Source organism: Pontibacillus yanchengensis, assembly GCF_009856295.1.
GTDB classification, from domain to species: Bacteria; Bacillota; Bacilli; order Bacillales; family BH030062; genus Pontibacillus; species Pontibacillus yanchengensis_A.
Map to the genome: position 1 here is coordinate 213,677 of NZ_WMEU01000006.1, position 20,589 is coordinate 234,265.

The 20,589-nt window shown below is 37.0% G+C and carries 21 protein-coding genes; 18 read left to right on the forward strand and 3 right to left on the reverse strand.

Annotation, left to right across the window (positions count from 1 at the left end; all coding sequences use genetic code 11):
• The first annotated feature begins 105 nt into the window (after positions 1 to 105).
• The 17 genes from dapB to GLW08_RS17560 all read left to right on the forward strand — a co-directional run bounded on the left by dapB (position 106) and on the right by GLW08_RS17560 (position 15,894).
• A complete protein-coding gene (gene dapB / locus GLW08_RS17480) occupies positions 106 to 906 on the forward strand; it encodes a 4-hydroxy-tetrahydrodipicolinate reductase (protein WP_160849935.1) in 801 nt (266 codons plus the stop codon).
• Positions 907 to 918: 12 nt separating this feature from the next.
• Positions 919 to 1,341, forward strand: coding sequence for a methylglyoxal synthase (mgsA, locus tag GLW08_RS17485; protein WP_160849936.1), 423 nt, complete (start codon positions 919 to 921; stop codon positions 1,339 to 1,341).
• Positions 1,338 to 2,486, forward strand: a complete 1,149-nt coding sequence (gene bshA, locus GLW08_RS17490; RefSeq protein WP_160849937.1) for an N-acetyl-alpha-D-glucosaminyl L-malate synthase BshA — start codon at positions 1,338 to 1,340, stop codon at positions 2,484 to 2,486. Before mgsA ends, bshA begins: the two co-directional genes overlap by 4 nt.
• Positions 2,479 to 3,681, forward strand: coding sequence for a CCA tRNA nucleotidyltransferase (locus GLW08_RS17495; RefSeq protein WP_237458491.1), 1,203 nt, complete (start codon positions 2,479 to 2,481; stop codon positions 3,679 to 3,681). The genes bshA and GLW08_RS17495 overlap by 8 nt, the downstream gene beginning before the upstream one ends.
• On the forward strand, positions 3,657 to 4,640 hold the full coding sequence (locus tag GLW08_RS17500; RefSeq protein WP_160849939.1) for a biotin--[acetyl-CoA-carboxylase] ligase: 984 nt from the start codon (positions 3,657 to 3,659) through the stop codon (positions 4,638 to 4,640). Before GLW08_RS17495 ends, GLW08_RS17500 begins: the two co-directional genes overlap by 25 nt.
• Positions 4,641 to 4,644: 4 nt before the next feature.
• Entirely contained in the window at positions 4,645 to 5,493 is an 849-nt protein-coding gene (gene panB / locus GLW08_RS17505) for a 3-methyl-2-oxobutanoate hydroxymethyltransferase (RefSeq protein ID WP_160849940.1), read from the forward strand.
• Positions 5,480 to 6,352 carry a pantoate--beta-alanine ligase gene (gene panC / locus GLW08_RS17510; protein ID WP_160849941.1) on the forward strand — a complete coding sequence of 291 codons (873 nt, stop codon included), beginning with the start codon at positions 5,480 to 5,482 and terminating at the stop codon, positions 6,350 to 6,352. Before panB ends, panC begins: the two co-directional genes overlap by 14 nt.
• 12 nt (positions 6,353 to 6,364) lie before the next feature.
• Positions 6,365 to 6,748 (forward strand): aspartate 1-decarboxylase, encoded by a 384-nt coding sequence (gene panD / locus GLW08_RS17515; RefSeq protein ID WP_160849942.1) that lies wholly within the window; start codon positions 6,365 to 6,367, stop codon positions 6,746 to 6,748.
• Positions 6,749 to 6,822: 74 nt separating this feature from the next.
• Entirely contained in the window at positions 6,823 to 9,624 is a 2,802-nt protein-coding gene (dinG, locus tag GLW08_RS17520) for an ATP-dependent DNA helicase DinG (protein ID WP_160849943.1), read from the forward strand.
• A 60-nt stretch (positions 9,625 to 9,684) separates the two neighbouring features.
• A complete protein-coding gene (locus GLW08_RS17525; protein ID WP_160849944.1) occupies positions 9,685 to 10,494 on the forward strand; it encodes a hypothetical protein in 810 nt (269 codons plus the stop codon).
• Positions 10,495 to 10,769: 275 nt separating this feature from the next.
• Positions 10,770 to 10,940 carry a YpmA family protein gene (locus GLW08_RS17530; RefSeq protein WP_084103031.1) on the forward strand — a complete coding sequence of 57 codons (171 nt, stop codon included), beginning with the start codon at positions 10,770 to 10,772 and terminating at the stop codon, positions 10,938 to 10,940.
• 37 nt (positions 10,941 to 10,977) lie between these two features.
• Positions 10,978 to 11,427, forward strand: a complete 450-nt coding sequence (locus tag GLW08_RS17535; protein ID WP_160849945.1) for a DUF5590 domain-containing protein — start codon at positions 10,978 to 10,980, stop codon at positions 11,425 to 11,427.
• A gap of 20 nt (positions 11,428 to 11,447) precedes the next feature.
• The gene (locus GLW08_RS17540; RefSeq protein WP_160849946.1) at positions 11,448 to 12,632 is read left to right on the forward strand and encodes a pyridoxal phosphate-dependent aminotransferase; all 1,185 of its coding nucleotides are present in this window, start codon (positions 11,448 to 11,450) and stop codon (positions 12,630 to 12,632) included.
• Positions 12,633 to 12,653: 21 nt separating this feature from the next.
• Positions 12,654 to 13,946: an asparagine--tRNA ligase gene (gene asnS / locus GLW08_RS17545; RefSeq protein ID WP_160849947.1), complete on the forward strand. Its 1,293-nt coding sequence runs from the start codon at positions 12,654 to 12,656 to the stop codon at positions 13,944 to 13,946.
• 205 nt (positions 13,947 to 14,151) lie between these two features.
• On the forward strand, positions 14,152 to 14,856 hold the full coding sequence (locus tag GLW08_RS17550; RefSeq protein ID WP_160849948.1) for a DnaD domain-containing protein: 705 nt from the start codon (positions 14,152 to 14,154) through the stop codon (positions 14,854 to 14,856).
• A 17-nt stretch (positions 14,857 to 14,873) separates the two neighbouring features.
• Complete coding sequence (gene nth, locus GLW08_RS17555) at positions 14,874 to 15,539, forward strand: endonuclease III (protein WP_160849949.1); 666 nt, start codon at positions 14,874 to 14,876, stop codon at positions 15,537 to 15,539.
• The gene (locus GLW08_RS17560; RefSeq protein ID WP_160849950.1) at positions 15,532 to 15,894 is read left to right on the forward strand and encodes a YpoC family protein; all 363 of its coding nucleotides are present in this window, start codon (positions 15,532 to 15,534) and stop codon (positions 15,892 to 15,894) included. Before nth ends, GLW08_RS17560 begins: the two co-directional genes overlap by 8 nt.
• Before the next feature lie 11 nt (positions 15,895 to 15,905).
• Here GLW08_RS17560 and GLW08_RS17565 read toward each other — a convergent pair whose 3' ends face one another.
• Both GLW08_RS17565 and recU read right to left on the reverse strand, forming a co-directional pair.
• Positions 15,906 to 18,542: a PBP1A family penicillin-binding protein gene (locus GLW08_RS17565; protein ID WP_160849951.1), complete on the reverse strand. Its 2,637-nt coding sequence runs from the start codon at positions 18,540 to 18,542 to the stop codon at positions 15,906 to 15,908.
• Positions 18,543 to 18,561: 19 nt separating this feature from the next.
• Positions 18,562 to 19,158: a Holliday junction resolvase RecU gene (gene recU / locus GLW08_RS17570; RefSeq protein ID WP_423808701.1), complete on the reverse strand. Its 597-nt coding sequence runs from the start codon at positions 19,156 to 19,158 to the stop codon at positions 18,562 to 18,564.
• Between the two features lie 116 nt (positions 19,159 to 19,274).
• Between recU and GLW08_RS17575 the strand changes: the two genes are divergently transcribed.
• Complete coding sequence (locus GLW08_RS17575; RefSeq protein WP_160849953.1) at positions 19,275 to 20,252, forward strand: DUF2515 family protein; 978 nt, start codon at positions 19,275 to 19,277, stop codon at positions 20,250 to 20,252.
• A 109-nt stretch (positions 20,253 to 20,361) separates the two neighbouring features.
• Here the strand turns inward: GLW08_RS17575 and GLW08_RS22175 are convergent, their stop codons facing one another.
• Complete coding sequence (locus tag GLW08_RS22175; RefSeq protein WP_272917100.1) at positions 20,362 to 20,487, reverse strand: hypothetical protein; 126 nt, start codon at positions 20,485 to 20,487, stop codon at positions 20,362 to 20,364.
• Between the last annotated feature and the right edge of the window lie 102 nt (positions 20,488 to 20,589).

A 20,589-nucleotide genomic window follows, 5' to 3' on the forward strand; every position in this document is an offset into this window, starting at 1 on the left:
GCTAATTCACTTCATATAAACGTCCGTGAAAGATTTTCCTTAGTAATGGATAAGTTTGAAAAAGAGATAATAATCGATGGATACCAATAGAGGAGGAAGTTTCAGATGAGTAATACAAAAATTATTGTAGCCGGACCAAGAGGTAAAATGGGGAGTGAAGCTTTACGAATGATAGAAAAGCAAGACCATTTTGATTTAGTGGCCTGTGTCGACCATAAGCATGGCGGCTTGTCCGTTAAAGACATTGACAACCTCCCAAATCTCGACGCTCCAATTTATGAGGACATTGAACAGTGCTTACAAGAGATAGAAGCTGATGTATTAATTGATTTAACAACACCTGAGTTTGGATATAAGCATACACGTCTTGCTTTAGAGTACGGAGTAAGGCCTGTAGTAGGAACTACAGGATTCACAAAAGACCAATTGACTGAGTTAGAACAGATGGCTGAAGATAAAGAATTAGGTGTTGTCATAGCGCCGAACTTTGCTATTGGTGCTGTCTTAATGATGCAATTTTCTAAATGGGCTGCTAAATACTTCCCAGATGTAGAAATCATTGAACGTCATCACGATAATAAATTAGATGCACCTAGTGGTACAGCTGTAAAGACTTCAGAACTAATACAAGAGGTTCGTGATCAAAAGAAACAAGGGCATCCAGAGGAAAAAGAAACATTAGATGGTTCGCGTGGTGCAGATGTGGATGGTATGAAAATTCATAGCGTACGACTACCTGGTTTAGTTGCCCATCAAGAAGTAATGTTTGGGTCGACTGGTGAGACACTAACGATTAAGCATGATTCAATCAATCGTGAATCGTTTATGACAGGCGTCAAACTTTCCATAGAGAAAGTATTAAATTTGCAAGTACTTGTATATGGTTTGGAAAATTTATTGGAGTAGAAGGTGAATATCATGAATATAGCTCTGATTGCCCATGATAAAAAGAAGGAAGATATAGTTCAATTTGCGACTGCATATAAGAATATCTTAGAAAAACACCGACTATTTGCTACAGGTACGACGGGAAAAAAGATAGCGGAGGCAACTGGCGTATCTATACATCGATTTCAATCAGGACCTCTTGGTGGCGATCAACAAATAGGAGCCTATATAGCTCAAGATGAGATGGATGTTGTCTTATTTTTACGAGATCCACTTACAGCACAACCCCATGAGCCAGATATAAGTGCACTGATGAGGTTGTGCGATGTTCATCAAATTCCATTGGCTACAAATCTCGCTGGAGCTGAGATATTAGTACAAGCCATTGAACGTGGTGATTTAAACTGGAGAGAAAAGAGAAAAAAGAATGAACAGCAAGGGAGAAAAGAATGAAGCGAACGAAAATCGGAATTACTTGCTACCCAACTGTAGGTGGGTCAGGGGTAATCGCTACAGAATTAGCAAAATTATTAGCGGAGAGAGGATATGAAATTCACTTTATCACTTCTAGCGTCCCTTTCCGGTTAAAACGAATTTATCCAAATATTTACTATCATGAAGTAGAAATGAATCATTATGCTGTTTTTCAATATCCTCCATATGATTTGGCACTTGCAAATAAGATGGCAGAGGTTATCAATCGAGAGCAGATAGATATTCTTCATGTGCATTATGCAATGCCCCATGCTATATGTGCAATCTTGGCAAAGCAGATGGTGGAGCATGACGTTAAGATTGTAACCACATTACATGGAACAGACATAACCGTCTTAGGTGTAGATTCAAGCTTTAAAAATATGATTCGATTTGGCATTGAACAATCGGATAGAGTAACAGCTGTATCCCATAGTCTTGTAGAACAAACAAAAGATATGCTCCAAGTCAATCGAGAAATGGATGTTATTTATAATTTTGTTGATGAACGAGAATATAGGCAACGGAATGAAGCTCATTTAAAAGAGGAATATGGGATAGAAGATGATGATCATGTTATCATTCACATCTCCAATTTTAGGCAAGTTAAACGAGTTCCTGATGTCATTCATTCGTTTCATCAAATCGCCTCCCACACGAAAGCAAAATTACTATTAGTTGGGGATGGGCCTGAGTATTCTAAAGTGTGTCAGCTTGTTAGTGAGTTGGGTTTACGAGATCGAGTATTATTTCTAGGCAAGCAAGAAAATGTATCAGAATTATTATCCATTTCTGATTTAAAGTTATTGTTATCTGAAAAAGAAAGCTTCGGACTTGTTCTACTAGAAGCGATGGCTTGTGGTGTTCCTTGTATTGGCACTGATATAGGAGGCATACCTGAAGTGATTATGGATGAATACAATGGTTTTATATGTCCAGTTGGGGATGTGGATACCATTGCTTCAAGAGCCATTACGCTACTTACTAATCCTGAAAAGTGGCAAATGTTTTCTGAAAATGGATTAAAGCGCGTTCGAACTGAATTTCAATCAGAAACCATTGTTAAACAGTACGAGGATATTTATAACGACTTATTAGTTCAGAGGGATGGAGCTTATGAATAATGCTTTTCAGAAGGCTGAACCTATATTACAAACCTTGCATCGAAACGGATATCAAGCTTATTTTGTCGGTGGAGCTGTCCGGGACTTTTTAATAGGAAGACCAACTGGTGATATTGATATTGCCACTTCCGCTAAACCAGAACAGGTTCAAGAGCTTTTTGAAAAAGTTATACCTGTAGGCATTGAGCATGGAACTGTAATGGTGAGGTATGATGAAGAAAGCTATGAGGTCACAACCTTTCGTACTGAAGGAGATTATCATGATTACCGTCATCCAGACCATGTTCATTTTGTAAAAGACATTTACGAAGATATATCGAGACGTGATTTTACGATGAATGCAATTGCAATGGGGATTGATGGAGAACTAATTGACCCATATGATGGACTAAACGCGATAACTAAAGGAGAAATAGAGACGGTTGGAAAGCCTGATGATCGCTTTGAAGAGGATCCGCTTCGTATGATGAGGGCACTTCGATTCGTTAGTCAACTAGGTTTCACTCTTTCTTCTACTACATATCAAGCAATACAACAGCACGCACCCTTACTAGAAAATATTGCTGTTGAACGTTTATCCATTGAATTCGAAAAGCTTATACAAGGTCATCATGCCTCTAAAGCCTGGCCTTTGTTTATTCATTCAAACACAGATCAACATTTACCGGTTTTTAAAGAAGAACCTTCTCTTATGCGTTATTGTGCTACGAAAAAATGGAGGGCTCTAGGTGACTTTGCAGAGGCACTCTGTATATTTCATTTGTTTGAGCCTACTTTTCCAATAGAATATTGGGTAAAAGAATGGAAACTATCAAACAAAATAAAAAGAAAGGCATCTCTGTTGGTAAGTTCTTATAATGAATGGCATGTGGGAAATGAATTATGGACGATATATAAGCTTGGATTTGAGCTGTTATCTCCATTTGTCCGTATTTCAAATCTAATGAGGGCTAAAGACGAGATTGATATAAAAACAGCTAAGAAGATGTTTGAAGCATTACCAATTCATCGAAGGGAAGAATTATCCATTAACGGCAAAGATATAAGATCTTGGTTTTCTAATCATCCCCCTGGACCTTGGATTGAGTCGATGCTTGTTACAATAGAGAGACTTGTCATAGAAGGTCACATAACAAATGAGAAGGAAATCCTTAAAGAGAGGGTTTTACAATGGAATCCACAAGAGGAAGATTGATTGAACTATTATCTCAGGTAGAAGAAGGATATGTATCTGGTCAAAAGCTGTCCGAAGATCTCCATATTAGCAGACCAGCAGTTTGGAAGCATATGAAGGAACTAGAAAAAGATGGATATGGGATAGAAGCTGCTCCACGAAAAGGTTATCGAATTATTTCATTTCCAAATAAAGTGAGTGAGAATACGATTCAATGGGGGATGAAAACAAACTGGTTAGGTCAAAGACTTATTCATAAGTCATCTGTTACGTCCACCCAAATCCTAGCTCATCAAGCAGCTCAAGAAGGTGCACCTCATGGAACCATTGTAATTGCGGATGAGCAAACGAATGGAAGAGGTAGGTTAAATCGCTCGTGGCATTCCCATAAAGGGGATGGTATCTGGATGAGTATCGTCCTTCGTCCCACATTTGAGCCTTATAAATCACCACAAATCACATTGCTTGCAGCTACCGTTTTGGCGGAAGTGTTTAAAGAATACTGTGGAATCAAGCCTCAAATAAAATGGCCAAATGATATTTTAACTGATAGCAAGAAGTTAGCTGGCATATTGACAGAACTACAAGCTGAACAAGACCAAATTAATTACATCATCTTAGGGATGGGAATTAACGTAAACCATCCGATAGAAACCTTTCCAGAAGAAATAAGGGATAAAGCAAGTTCCCTGAAAATTGAGTCAGGGGAAGAATGGGATCTCTCAAGCTTAATTCGTGAAATCATTCAAACATTCGAGAAGAGATACGAAGAATTTATTAAAGATGGGTTCTCGAAAGTGAAATTACGGTGGGAGGCATTTGGCTACCGTATAGGTGAAATGGTACCTATTCAAACCTACCAATCATCATGGAAAGGAAGAATTATGGGTATTGAAAGTGATGGAGCATTACGTGTTGTAAATGAAGAGGGGAAGGAGCAAACCCTCTATTCAGCGGAGATACAATGGGGGAATGATTAATACGATGAAAACTAGTACACAACTTAAGAAAATGAAAAAAGAGAACGAAAAAATTGCTATGATCACAGCTTATGATTACCCTTCAGCAAAGCTAGCTCAAGAAGCAGGGGTAGACATGATTCTTGTAGGGGATTCTCTTGGTATGGTGGTTTTGGGATATGATTCAACAGTACCTGTAACTGTAGAAGACATGATTCACCATGGGAAGGCTGTTAAGCGTGGTGCAGCTGACACATTTACTGTAATTGATATGCCATTTATGTCTTATCATATTTCTGAAGAAGAGACCATGAAGCAAGCAATGCGTATGATGCAAGAAACTGGAGCTGAAGCATTAAAACTTGAGGGTGCAGGAGAGGTTATATCTGTGATTGGGCGCTTAACAAAAGGAGGCATTCCCGTAGTTGGCCATTTAGGGTTAACGCCACAATCCGTCCATGTACTAGGTGGTTACCGTGTGCAGGGCAAGGATTCTCAGGCTGCTGAACAGCTTATATCAGATGCTATTGCTATCCAACAGCAAGGCGCAATCGCACTAGTATTGGAATGTGTACCTAAACAATTGGCTCGTGAGGTTCAACAACAACTAAACATTCCTGTAATAGGGATAGGTGCAGGAGTTGAATGCGATGGTCAAGTATTGGTCTACCATGACATTATTCAATATGGTGTTGATCGTCTCCCAAAGTTTGTTCAATCATACATGGATGCTAATGAACAAATAAAATCTTCCATAAGTGCGTACATCAAAGGTGTTAATGAAGGCACTTTTCCGAATGATGAACAAAGTTTCCATATGAAAGAAGAATCTTTACCTCGTATATATGGAGGGCATTCAGATGAAGATTGTTAAGTCTATACGTGACATGCAATCCTATATGTTCCATTTGAAAAAATCAGGTAAATCCATTGGCTTCGTTCCCACAATGGGGTATCTTCATGAAGGTCATCAACAACTGATGACGAAAGCTCGGGAGGAGAATGATATTGTCGTGACAAGCATTTTTGTTAATCCTCTTCAATTTGGACCAAATGAAGATTACGAACGATACCCTCGAGATGAAGTGCATGATACAAATATAGCAGAAAAGGAACAAGTAGATATATTATTTTATCCTCATGTAAATGAAATGTATCCAAAGGATCAAACGATCAAAATGACAGTTCATCAAAGGGTGAATGTCTTATGTGGGCAAAGTCGTCCGGGTCATTTTGATGGTGTTGTTACAATATTAGCTAAGTTATTTAATATAGTATATCCTGACTATGTTTATTTCGGTATGAAAGATGCCCAACAGGTAGCTGTAGTTGATGCACTAGTGCAAGATTATAACTTCCCTGTCCAACTCAGACCAATTGCTACTGTTAGAGAACAAGATGGACTTGCTAAGAGTAGCCGAAATGTAAATTTATCTAATCAGGAGCGGAATGAGGCACCTTACATTTACCAAGCTCTTCTTCATGGTCAAGAACTCATTCGAGAAGGTGAACATGATGCACAGGGGATTATTCAGGAAGTTTCTCATTTCATTCATACACACACCCATGGTAAAATAGATTATGTTGATCTCTTGTCATACCCTGATTTGGAGCGTGTGAACCAACTTCATGAACAAGTGATACTCGCTGTTGCTGTGTATTTTAAGCACGCTCGGCTTATAGATAACGTGGTATTAGATCAAGACGGTTCGTTTGCAACAGCAATCGTATAGGGGGAAAGAAATATGTTTCGCACCATGATGAAATCAAAGATTCATCGTGCCCGCGTTACAGAAGCAAATCTGAATTACGTAGGCAGTATCACCATTGATACACATATTTTAGATCAAGTAGGTATTTTACCACATGAACAAGTACAAATTGTGAATAATAATAACGGAGCTCGTCTAGAAACGTATGTTATACCTGGGGAGCGACATAGTGGAGTAGTATGTTTAAACGGAGCTGCTGCTCGTCTTGTACAACCAGATGATATTGTCATTATTGTTTCTTATGCTATGTTAGATGAACATGAATTAGCGACTTTTAAACCGAAAGTTGCCTTAATGAATGAGAATAATGGAATTGATGAAATCATTGAACAAGAACCTCCATTAACGGAAATGTAGCTCCCATCCTTGGGAGCTTTCTTAATATAGCTTCTATATGAATTGCCATTGTAATGTGGAAAAGAGGTGAGCAAATGGCGAAATATGTGGTTGTAGATTTAGAAACAACAGGACATACTCCTAAAAAAGGAGATAAAATAATAGAAATAGGAATGGTGACTATAGAAGATGGGGTCATTACTGATCAATACAAATCTTTTGTAAACCCTGAACAACCAATTCCAACCTTTATTACACAACTAACAGGTATAACAGATGATGATGTTGTAGACGCACCATTATTTGATGAACTTGTTGATGATATTGTGATGAGGTGTGAGGGGGCATATTTTGTAGCTCATCATGTTCAATTTGATTTAGGGTTTTTGAATTATGCACTGGAAGAAGCGCATGGTTCTCCATTAAAAGTTCCTGTACTAGATACTGTAGAACTTGCTCGCATCTTTATGCCACAAGCACCAGGTTTTAAGCTTTCACAACTTTCTGAGTTTTTCAAGGTCCAACACGAGGATCCACATCGTGCTTTAGCAGATGCTTATGTAACTTCAGAAATATTATTAAAATTACTTGAAAAAGCAAGACAGTTACCGTATGAAGCCCTTTATCAAATATCCCTTATCCAAGGACGGCTTAAAAGCGATCTGAGCGAAATTCTTCAAGAGTGGTTACAGGAAAAAGCTTTTAGAACTAAAGAGCGAGAAGATTTAGAAATCTTTAGAGGAATCGCTTTGAAAAGAGAAATAGATACAGAAGAGGAAAATCATTACGTTCAAGAAGGCTTTGACCCTTTTTTAGATGAGGTGTTAAAACCTGAAGGACTTATGAGTCAATATGTACATAACTTTGAGGAACGTAAGGGACAAAGAGATATGTCCTCAACGATTTACGATGCGTTTCAGTCCCATACGCATGCATTAATTGAAGCAGAGACAGGTACAGGGAAATCTCTTGCCTATCTTCTTCCCTCTATATATGAGTCTGTTGGTAAAGAAGAACGTGTCATGATAAGCACGCATACTACCCATTTACAATCACAGTTGCTTGAAAAAGAAATACCAATGCTTCAGAAGATTCTTCCTTTTCCGTTTCGTTCAGCCTTGTTAAAAGGGAAGCAACACTATCTTTCGTTGAAGAAATTTGAATACGAACTTCAAGCTTCAACGGATAATAATTACGATGTTGTTCTAACTAAATGTATGATTTTAGTGTGGCTTACGGAAACCAATACTGGTGATATAGAAGAAATTCAACTTCCTTCTAGTGGTGCAATTTTCTGGCGTAAGATTTCAGCTGAAGCGGAGGGATATCTAGATCCTAAATCACCTTGGTTTTCAAGATCTTTTTACCAACGCGCACGAAAAAATGCACAAAAAGCACATATTGTAGTTACAAACCACTCATTATTATGTACAGATATTATTTATGATTATGGATTATTATCCTCTTATCCAAAAATAATTATTGATGAAGCTCATCATTTAGAATCTTCAGCAGCAAAACATTTTGGGTTAAAGCTTGATTATGTTTCCATCCAATACTTATTAAATGAGATGGGGGGAAATAAATCGGGGGATTGGATGAGTACCTTATTATCCTCCTATCCGGATCTTGCACGGAAGCAAAAATTATCAAACTGGGACAATACGGTTCAGATGATAAAAGAGGATGCTGACGAATTATTTCGATATTTATTTACTTACGTATCTAAACAAAAAAATGCTAACATCTCTTTAAATGATGTGGGTCGTTTTCAGTACCGTTACGTACCTGAGAAAGAAAGTTCAACAGTATGGAGTACGGTTAGGGAAATGGCTAACAGAGTGTCCTTTCATATACGTGACGCCATACAATTCCTTCATAAATGTAAAAATTGGATTAGTATGACCGAGACCTCTGAAGAATCAGCACGTTGGACAGAAGATTTACGTATGTACACAGAACGGTTGGAGATGGTTATTGATTCTATTGATCAATTGTTATTGTCAGATGATAACCAAATGGTGAAGTGGATTGAAATCGAAGCCTATGGAGCTAGAAATTCTGTTTTTATCTACAGTGAGCCAATTGAAGTAGGATCGCTATTGGCAGATTATTTCTTTAATCACAAAGAAAGTGTTGTATTGACAAGCGCAACCTTAACAATGAATGATTCGTTTTCATTTATGGTAAAACGCTTAGGTTTAAATCGCAATTTGACAGTCCAAAAGAAGATAGAATCTCCTTTTCAGTACGAAAATCAAGTACAGTTACTTGTTCCTAATGATTTTCCAAGTATTAAGTCTGGAAAAGATGATTTTATATATGCCACATGTGAAGCAATTTATTCCCTTGCAACCATTTCTAAAGGGCGTATGCTTGTGCTTTTTACATCATATGAAATGTTAAAGCAAACACATAGTATCATGAAAGAATTTATTAATACGGATGAATTCATGCTAATAGCACAAGGTATTTCAAGTGGTAGTCGTTCTAGATTAAAGAAGAATTTCCAAGCTTTTGATCAAGCTATTTTATTTGGTACAAGTTCGTTTTGGGAAGGTGTAGATATACCTGGAAATGACTTATCCTCCCTTGTCATTGTGCGTTTACCCTTTCAACCACCTAACCATCCTGTTTATGAAGCAAAAGCAGAGGCAATTAAGGAAAATGGAAAGAACCCATTTATGGAATTATCATTACCAAATGCAGTCATTCGTTTTAAACAAGGATTTGGTCGTTTGATTCGCTCCAGTACCGATCGTGGGTTAGTTATGGTGTGTGATGATCGTATCATGAAGGCGAAATATGGAAAGTATTTCACCCAATCTATTCCTAAAGTTCCTGTTCAGTATGCATCTACCAATGATTTAATGGAAAATGCACGTAGATGGTTATGATAAAGTTGGACTTATAAACACATTCTAAGTAAGAAGTTTGACTTTAGGATGTGATGTCTAATGAGGCTTATTATTGGTTCGATTTTCGTCTTTTTCATTACAGTGCAGCTAGTAGTATTGCCATTAACGTACGCAGAATCTCCTCCTAGCTTATCCTTGCAGGAAGAGGAGGCATTATTCATCTTTTTTGCTTTACCTGATGGTGAAGCAATGCTTATTGCAACAGGTAATGATAAGAATTACCTTGTAAATACGGCATCAAAAGCAAGTGAGCATGAGTTGATAAAACAAATAAACCATCTTGGATTGAAGCAAATAGATGGTTTAATATTAACAAATCAAAACGAACATGAATGTGGGAATACAAAAAGAATGGTTGATCGTTATCACATTGAAAAAATTTATTCTCATGGTAAAGTGAGCAGTCGTTGTGCACACCAAGTCACTGCTCAAACTGGCTTGGAGGAATGGAAGCAAAATGAATCGCATGATTTGACTCCTTCCTTACATGTGCAAGTAGTACAGATAACAAAACATGGGGATATGAGCCTTTTCTTCACATTTGGAAAAACCTCTTTGTTATATTTAGCAAGTGGTGATACTGAACTAGAAGGGGCATTGATGAAATCCTCTCTTAGAGCAGAAATACTTAAAATAGGCGATTATGCAAGAACTGAATCACCATCTATGAGGCTTTTAGAGAGTATTGACCCTCATATCGCAATGATATACCCGCTTAAAGGATCAACGCCAAATGAAGGCCTATTAGAGCGTCTTTATGAATCATGGATTGATGTTTACCAACTGAAAAAAGTAGGCACTACAACGGTACATTGTACGAAAGAGGACTATGAATTGTATCCAAAGTAAAGAAGGAGAATGAATGCAGGTTACTACGTAATGTAACTTGCATCGTTCTTTGAAAAAGCAAAAAAAAAGGCCTTGTACATATGTGTACAGGCCAATAGATGGGTTAGGAAGAATTTTTGAAATTGGTGGGTAGTTATCAAATTGTGTTTCATTATTGTTATAATAAAGAGGTATTACTCTTTGGTGTACTATTATTGTGTGTACAATTGATTGAAATATGAAAGGGAATTTTTTGATAATGATTAAAGCAGAGCGTTTTATTAGGAGGAATAAATATGGAGCAAAAAATGGAAGTCTTATCAACAGTAAGAGTTGAAAAATCAAATGACTTATATAAAATAGTTGATTCTTTGAATCGTACATTAAAACAACAAGACCTTATGTTTGGTCTAGCATTGGATGAGCATGATGAAAACACAGCAGTTTTCACCATCTACAGAACGTAGTCGACTAAAATATCTTTTTTGGGGTATAGGTATCTGTTTGTTATTATTATTTTTTCTTTTCTTTTACCTTTATATACAAATTATACAGGATAAAACAAGTACGTACGAAGATTCAAAACAAGTAGCAATGAATGAAACACCTCTGAATACTGCTGATACAGTTACACGCTACCACGGAGCTTCTCGATATGATATAGTAGCAGGCGAAGGTGCTGAGGGTGCGAAGGGAATTGCATTTGTTCCAGTGAACAATAAAGATAAAGGCATTATTTACCAAACGGTTAGTAAAGCTACTACTAAAAAAGAAATGTTATCTTCCTGGCAATCATCATGTAATGAGTGCGATTTATTATCTATCCAACCTGCCATAGATAAAGATAAGCCTTTATGGGAAATAACGTATCTCGATCATCAAAATCGTTACGTATTAGACTACTACAGAATGAGAAATGGTGAGTTTTACGAACAATTACGATTTAAACAATAACGCAATAGGAGGGACTTTTCATGGAATTAGCTAAACGAGTACAAACATTAACACCGTCCAGCACACTTGCAATCACTGCTATGGCAAATGCTTTAAAGGCGGAAGGTCATGATGTCATTGGTCTTGGTGCTGGAGAACCTGATTTTAATACACCTGAAAACATTTTAGAAGCGGCTCAAAAAGCTATGTATGATGGACATACCAAATATACTCCATCAGGTGGAATACCAGCTCTTAAAGAAGCAATCATCAAAAAGTATAAAGTGGATCATCAGCTTACATACGAAACCAATCAAGTAATTGTTACCACTGGAGCTAAGCATGCCCTTTATACCCTTTTCCAAGCATTATTAGATCCCGGTGAAGAGGTTATTGTTCCTGCTCCATACTGGGTCAGTTACCCTGAACAAATAAAATTAGCAGAGGGAACTCCTGTTGTAGTTAAGGCGTTAGAAGAAAATGATTTCAAATTAACACCTGAGCAAGTGGAAGAAGCGATTACCGATCGTACAAAAGCAATTATTATTAACTCTCCTTCCAATCCAACAGGTATGCTTTATTCAAAAGATGAATTAGAGAAAATAGGAGAGGTTTGTAAGCGGCATAACGTTTTCATTATTTCAGACGAAATTTATGAAAAATTAATCTATGGTGAAGGTACCCATGTCTCGATGGCCCAAGTCTCAGAGGAATTGAAAAATCAAACGATTATTATTAATGGTGTTTCTAAATCCCATGCTATGACTGGATGGCGAATTGGTTATGCATTAGGAGACGAGAAATTGATTAAAGCCATGACAAATTTAGCATCACATTCAACCTCTAATCCAACAACCATTGCACAATATGCTGCATTAGAAGCCTATACATCTCCACAAGAAAAAGTTGAAGAAATGAAAACTGCATTTAGTCATAGACTTGAAAAACTTTATGATTGGATTACAGATATTCCAGGGGTGGAATGTGTAAAACCTAAAGGGGCATTTTACTTATTCCCAAATGTGAGTAAGGCAGTAGAAGCAAATAACTTCGACTCTGTAGATGATTGGGTGAAAGCACTCTTAGAAGAAGAAAAAGTTGCACTTGTTCCTGGTTCTGGATTTGGATCAGAACAAAACGTGCGTTTATCCTATGCAACATCATTGGATCAATTAGAAGAAGCTTCAAAACGTATTCGACGTTTTGTAGAAAAGCATCAATCTTAAAGTAAGTTGGAGGGAACCAATTTGAAAACAACGATATCTCAAGTTCATAAATATGTTGGAGAACAAGTTACAATAGGAGCATGGCTAGCAAATAAACGATCAAGTGGAAAAATTGCCTTTTTACAATTACGGGACGGAACTGGATTTATGCAAGGGGTTGTAGTGAAAGCTGATGTTAATGAAGAAGCTTTTTCTCTTGCTAAAAATATTACTCAAGAATCATCTTTATATGTAACAGGAACCATTGTAGAAGATTCCCGTTCCCCATTTGGATACGAGATGCAAGTATCATCTTTACAACTAATCCATGAAGCAGTGGATTATCCAATTACACCTAAGGAACATGGGCCGGAATTCTTAATGGATCATAGGCACTTATGGCTTAGATCAAAGAAACAACATTCAATTATGAAAGTACGTAATGAGATTATTCGTGCTACTTACGAATTTTTCAATACACACGGCTATACGAAAATTGATCCTCCTATTTTAACAGGATCGTCAGCTGAGGGCTCTACAGAGCTCTTCCATACGAAATACTTTGATGAGGATGCCTACCTATCTCAAAGTGGACAACTCTATATGGAGGCTGCTGCAATGGCGTTTGGGAAGGTGTTTTCCTTTGGACCAACGTTCAGGGCCGAAAAATCGAAAACTCGTCGTCACCTAATTGAGTTTTGGATGATTGAACCCGAAATGGCATTCATGGATCATAACGATAGCTTAGAAGTACAAGAACAATATGTCACCCATGTTGTGCAATCGGTACTCGAGAATTGTAAGTTAGAATTACAAATTTTAGAGCGGGATACTTCGAAACTTGAGTCCATTCAAGCTCCTTTCCCTCGTATAACATACGATGATGCCATTAAACTTCTTAAAGAAAAAGGGTTTGATGATATTGAGTGGGGAGAAGACTTTGGTGCACCTCACGAAACAGCTATAGCAGAAAGTTATGAAAAACCTGTGTTTATTACACATTACCCATTGGATATTAAAGCATTTTATATGCAACCTGACCCTGATCAACCTGATGTTGCTTTATGTGCTGATTTAATAGCACCAGAGGGATATGGTGAAATCATTGGTGGTTCAGAACGTATTAATGACCTTGATCTTATGAAACAACGTTATGAAGAGCATGGCTTAACGGGAGATGCTTATCAGTGGTATCTTGAGCTAAGAAAGTATGGAAGTGTTCCTCACTCTGGGTTTGGGCTTGGTTTAGAGCGGACAGTAGCCTGGATTGCAGGTGTTGAGCATGTTAGAGAAACGATACCATTCCCGCGTTTATTAAATCGTTTATATCCTTAAGCGTTGTGCAAAAAGCTCCCATTACTTGGGAGCTTTTTCATTTTCATTTTTTGGTCGGATAGCGACAGCATTACATGTTATAATCAAGTTTGTATAAATAATAGAGTAAGATTTAATCGATAAAAACACAGTTTACTTTCGCTTTGTTAGCTATCCTAGTTAATACGTGTTGCTCTAATGAAAAGGCAGAGGTGAGACGAAAAAAATGAACCATATTAGCTTATTAATGAAAGATCAAATGACCTTACCTAAAAAATTGCTGACAAATTATCATAGCATGGGAATCGCAGAGGTTGATGTATTAGTTATTCTTCAAATTCATCGTTTTCAAATAGAAGGAAATGATTTCCCTACACCAAGTGAACTTGCTCAGTTTTTGACAATCACTGAACAAGAATGTTCACAAGTTTTACGAAAGTTGATTCAAAAAGGATATTTGTCTATTGAACAAATGACGAATGAAGAGAATGTTATAAATGAAATTTATGCACTAGATGGATTGTGGCAATCACTAGTGGAAGAGAAAGTAGAATATAATCAAGGAAATGCTTCACAATTTGATGATGAAGAACAACCTAATATGTTTGTGCTATTTGAGCAAGAATTCGGACGACCACTATCTCCATTTGAAATTGAGACCATAAATCTATGGATTGACGAAGATCACCAAGAGCCTGCTTTAATAAAAGCTGCCTTACGTGAGTCAGTATTAATGGGTAAATTAAACTTTAAGTACATTGATCGGATTTTACGTGAATGGAAGAAGAAGGGGATACGTACTGTTCAAGAGGCTAGAGAAGCAAGTAAATCATTTAGAAGTCAGCAAACAAGTGGAGCACAAACTACGGAAGAATCTACACAGAAAAAGAGTGATGCCTCCATTTACTATAATTGGCTTGATGATGCATAGCATGAGGGGAGAACTATATGTTAAATCAAAATCAAATTCGTAAAGTACTGGATACATTACAAGAAATGTTTCCAGAGGCAGATTGTGAACTTGAACATTCAAATCCATTTGAATTACTTGTTGCAGTAGTGCTATCTGCTCAATGTACGGACGTCCTTGTTAATAAAGTTACAACAGAATTGTTTAAGAAATATAAGTCACCCGAAGATTACGTGAATGTTCCAATTGAAGAATTGCAAAAAGACATACGTTCTATTGGTCTATATAGAAATAAATCAAAAAATATTCGTAAACTTAGTCAGATGCTAATTGATGAATATGATGGACAAGTACCTTCTTCAAAAGCTGAATTAGAAAAATTAGCTGGGGTTGGAAGAAAAACTGCAAATGTCGTTAGTGCCGTTGCTTTTGATGAGCCTGCTATTGCTGTTGATACTCACGTTGAAAGAGTATCTAAGCGACTTGGTATATGTAAATGGAAGGATTCCGTTCTTGAAGTAGAGAAAACATTGATGAGGAAGGTTCCAAGAGAAGAGTGGAGCGCAACCCATCATCGAATGATTTTCTTTGGGCGTTATCATTGTAAAGCACAAGCACCAAAATGCGATGTATGTCCTTTATTGGAGATATGCCGCGAGGGTCAAAAGCGGATTAGGAAAAAGGAACGAGAAGCGGATGTTTAATCAAGAAAGAAGTTATATTGAAGCTTGGAAAAAAGAACGAGAATATATAGCATCTCTTTATCAGTCACGACAAACAGATAAGGCTTCTGCATGTATGGAGAAGCACATAACTGGATTTATTAAATCTCTTTACTTGTTAAACGATATGGAATATAGAGAGGATAAAAGTACCAATGAAGATGTTGAACGATTTCAGTATAAGCCGATGAATATGAAAGACAGGCTTACCTTTATTAAACAATCTAAACAACATTACCATGCCTATATTCAATTAGATGAATTGTTTGAAGCTTTGGAGAAACAATTTGCAAAAGTAAAAATTATTAAGAAAAAGGATCAATCCAGTGCGGATTGATCCTTTTTGTGTTAACTATCATCTGATTGATCTGTTTCACCATCATTAGAAGTGTCATTTTGGTTGTTTTCATTTGAAGAATTTTGGTCTTCTTGATCTGTTGACTCATCTGTAGATCCATCTGTAGATCCATCATTTGTTTGATTGTTATTTGAACTGTCGTCATCATTATTGTCAGAATCATTGTTTTGGTTATTATCGTTGTTGTTATTAGAACCCTCTTGATCCTCATTGTCATCATTTTCGCCATTATTTTGATTGTCTTCGTTATCTTCATCCTCACCAATGCCGTCTAAAATATCATCTGGATCCTGTTCTTCTGGTATTTGGACTTGAACAGATGCAGGGTCACTCTTATTTTCTGAGTTAGTTTCACTAATGGCAACCACATCAAAGGTGTAGGTTTTACCTTTTTCAAGATTGCTAATTTCTGCTTTTGTATTCTCCGTGTTTGATACAATGGTTTGTTTTTCTCCGCCTTGAGCTCCTCCACTTACTGTGAAGACGACTGGTTTACTTTCATCTTGGTTATAGGACCATGAAAGAGTTAGTGTTCCTTTTTCTTTATCATATTGACTTGTTAATCCCTGTACAGGGTCAAGTTTGTCATATGCTTGAGAAGTCTTAGAAGGTGCAGTTCCTTTAACAAATAATTCATAATTAATCTGATTTGATGGTGTGAAATCACTTGGTAACTTAGCAGGGTTTGTGCCTGCTTCAACCCCTACACGTACTACTGAGGATGGTTGCTTAAAGTCTGCAGTTTCAACACCTTGAGATATATGAGACATAACTTGTCGGAAAATTTGCTGAGGAATGTCCTTCCCTTGCTTAATTGCTCCTTCTTTATATCCCGACCAAACAGAAATAGTGTAGTTCGTTGTGTACCCAGCAAACCAGGAGTCACGTGTGCCTCCACTTTCTGTATTAGTAGTTCCTGTCTTACCTGCTAATGGAAGACCAGATACATTGGCTGCTTGACCAGTGCCCGCAGGGGATTTAACTACATCCTTTAGCATGTCAGTAATCATGTAAGCCGTATAGTCTTTCATCGCAACTTGAGATTTTGTTTCAAATTCAACAGGATTTCGATCACCTTGGAATTCCACTTTGCGAACGGAATAAGGTTCATTATGAACGCCTTCATTACCAAATGCACTATAAGCACTTGCTAATTCTAACGGTGTAATATGAGTGGCACCACCGATAGCGTTTGCTTCATACATCGGATCATTTTGGAAGGAAACACCTAATCCTTCAGCAAAAGATTGTGCCTGGTCAATACCTACTTCCATGAGAGTCTTTGCTGCTGGTACGTTTCTAGAACGGGCTAATGCCTCTCTCATCGTCATCCAGCCCATGTAGCGATTATCCCAGTTATTCACATCATTATTGTCGCCGGTTTGGAATTGGTAAGGTTCGTCATTTAATTGGTGATAGGTGGACCATTTTTTAAATTCAATTGCGGGTCCATAGTCAACAATTGGCTTGAATGTTGAACCAGGTTGACGACCGATTCCTTGAATAGCATAGTTCCATGAATCATTGATGTTTTCCTTATTACGACCACCACCAATTGCACGAATGGCACCCGATTTTGTATCAAGTACTGTTAACCCAGTTTGAAACTTATTGTCTGGGAAAGGAATTGGACTATTTGGTCCCAGTAATTCTTCAACTTTCTTTTGAGCATTTTGATCCAAGGTTGTGTAAACTTTTAGTCCATCTTTATATATATCTGCACCTTCCATTTTCTGTTTGACCTCTTTGATTACTTTCTCTAAGAAAGCATCATAAGGAATATTTGTATCTGGATTTCCTTGTTCAATCATCGATGTTATTTTTACGTTTTGAGCTTTTTCAGCTTTTTCTTGACTTATTTTATTATGCTCAACCATTAGGTCTAGCACAATGTTCTTCCGTTCTTGAGCAAGGTCAGGTGCTTCAAATGGATCATACCCAACTGGACGCTGAGGCAAACCTGCTAGTAAAGCTGCTTCTGGCAATTTTAATTCATTTAAATCTTTATTAAAGTAGATTTCAGCTGCTTTTGATACACCATAAGCATTGTTTCCATAATAGATGGTGTTTAAGTACATGGTAAGAATCTGATCTTTCGAGTATTGTTGTTCCAGCCGAATAGCGAGCCATTGTTCTTGAACTTTTCGTTCGATGGATTTTTCTGGACTAAGGAAAGCATTCTTAACAACCTGTTGAGTTATCGTACTAGCTCCTTGTGAACCAAAGCCCTCCGTAATGTTCGCGTACACAGCAGCTAATATTCTCCTGAAGTCAATACCAATATGTTCGCGAAAACGTGCATCTTCAGTCGCAATGACAGCATCTTCTAACACTTGAGGGATTTCTTCATAGGATATCTTTGTGCGTTTCTGTGAACCTAAATCAGCAAATAGTTCGTCGTCTTTATCATAAATTTTCGCAGATAATGGATTTGATAATTTCTCTTCATTTAACGACGGTGCGCCGGATACATAATAGGCGAATAATCCTCCTACACCTATTGCTCCAATAATTCCAACCAATAAAATCGTCATGAGTACTCGTCTTACCATCGGTTTCTTATTTTGTTTTTTTGATTGTTTTTGTTGATTTTTTCTAGCTGTGCGAGATTGGCTATTATCTGCCATGTCTCATCGTCCTCCGTTCTTAAAGGTACACTTCATCTAGTATTGATAAATAATCTACTCTTATATGAAATTTCAATGGGATGAAATGTCCTCCTTGTTGTATATCCTTATAAGGAATTGATTTTCTTCCACCATTACTTTGACGTTCCCAATACGAAAAAAGTTTCTCTGCAGGTAACAAATATGTTTCCTCCTGTTGAGAAAAACGGAGGATAATAAAACAAATACCTCCATGTTCAATCACTTGCTTCATATGCTGTATTTGGTGTTCATGAACATTAGAAAGCGGAAAAGAAGTTTTGTTTTTTGTCTCCTTAGCTTCAAAGTCTACATACTTACCCTTATAAACACCATTATAATCTGTAGTGGAGGGTTGTTTAAAGTATGCCTCTTTTATAACAGCAGCACTACGTTTTGGGAAATCAACATTTACGATTTGGACAGGTGTTGGCTTTTTGTGAATAACAGCTTTACCTGATCGTAAGTACGCTTGGTTTGTCTGATTAATATCTTCTTCAAGTGTCATGCCTCGATTAGAGTAATCAGGTTTCTTGTTTTTTTTTTCACCTGTAGGTGGTGGTGTTCGTTTATGACCATTTGGGTAATTCATAATCAATGACCTCCCTGTGCATGTAAGTATCATATCAAAAATATATAAACGATGAGAAGAAAAATTAAAAAATCCTCTTATTTGTCATATTTTTGAACATGCTATTAGTGAGGTGAATGATTATGATTTCGAAGTTCCATCAAAACATCCTAACATCCATTAATTTAGAGACTGTTAAACATAACATCGACAACATTTCCCGTACAAAGGCCTATCAAAACATTTATATAAATCATAAAGAAATAAAATGGGCATTTTTAGCAAGTATGGTTTCTAGAAATGCAGGCTGGAATATGACAGATTTACAGCTAGAGCCATTGAAAACGTTTCTTTCAAAAAAGGTGAAAAGTAATTTATTTGCAACATACGAAAGAGCAAATTGGTTAATCTTTTCTGACGCTTATCCTCAATTACTTCTTTATGAGAGTTCCAAGAAATTTGGAGAACCCTTATTTCATTTACTTCCATACTTTCATGTTTCTAAATTCATGCAAAAAGAGTGGTGTTATTTTTGGAAAAGTCAAGATCATAATCGCTTGGTCACAGCTCTAATTATTAATGAACAAAATGTTATACAAAAACCAGTCATTCAACAACCTTTTTTCAAAAAGAAAGTGTTTCATGGTTATCAATATTTAATACAAGATTTCTTCCACATGAGTGCGGTTCTTTTTCCTACCGTCCATGGAAAAGTATATGGTTCGTACGTACACGATTTTTCGAATCTTACAAAACGTATATCATTGGGCAAAAAGCTTGCATCATTAATGTTCCATCCAGATTATTATCCAGATTTTTATACATTTGCTAAAGTATCGGAACCTATTGGCTCTAGGTATGAATATGAGCAATATTTCACAACACCATCAGCAAAAACACCTATGTTAAGGGCATTATATCCTATTATTACTCACAAGGACAAAATTCGAAAAGATTGGTATATTTCAGGGAGTTCTCTCAAAAAAAGATGGTGGAAACCAGTACATCCCCATTTTTCTCAAGATGTGAGCCATCGATTTTATGCCAAGAGGCATGGATTACTTGCCATTCAGAATATGGCTAGTGCTTATCAAGCTACTAAGGTAGATAAAAAACCTTAAACCTCTTGAAGGAGGATTAAGGTTTTTGGAAGTGTAAAATAGTGTTCTTCATAATGTCTTGCACGAATGCCTACTAGCTAATAGAGGCAAGTGAGACATGTGTTTATATTTAGGTTGCTGGACGATTTTCTCCTTCAAGTTTAGGATTTCCATCGCCTTTGAAGTCTTTGTTCTTTTGCTTTGGTTCACCATTTAATGGTTTTTTAGCTTGTGTATTTCGACCTTTTTTGCCCATTGCAATCCCTCCTCGACAATAGTTTATATCAACTTTTCTAAATCATACGAAAGAAGTGAAAAACTGACGAATCTTATTTTCTTTGTTGCTTTTCTTCTAGTT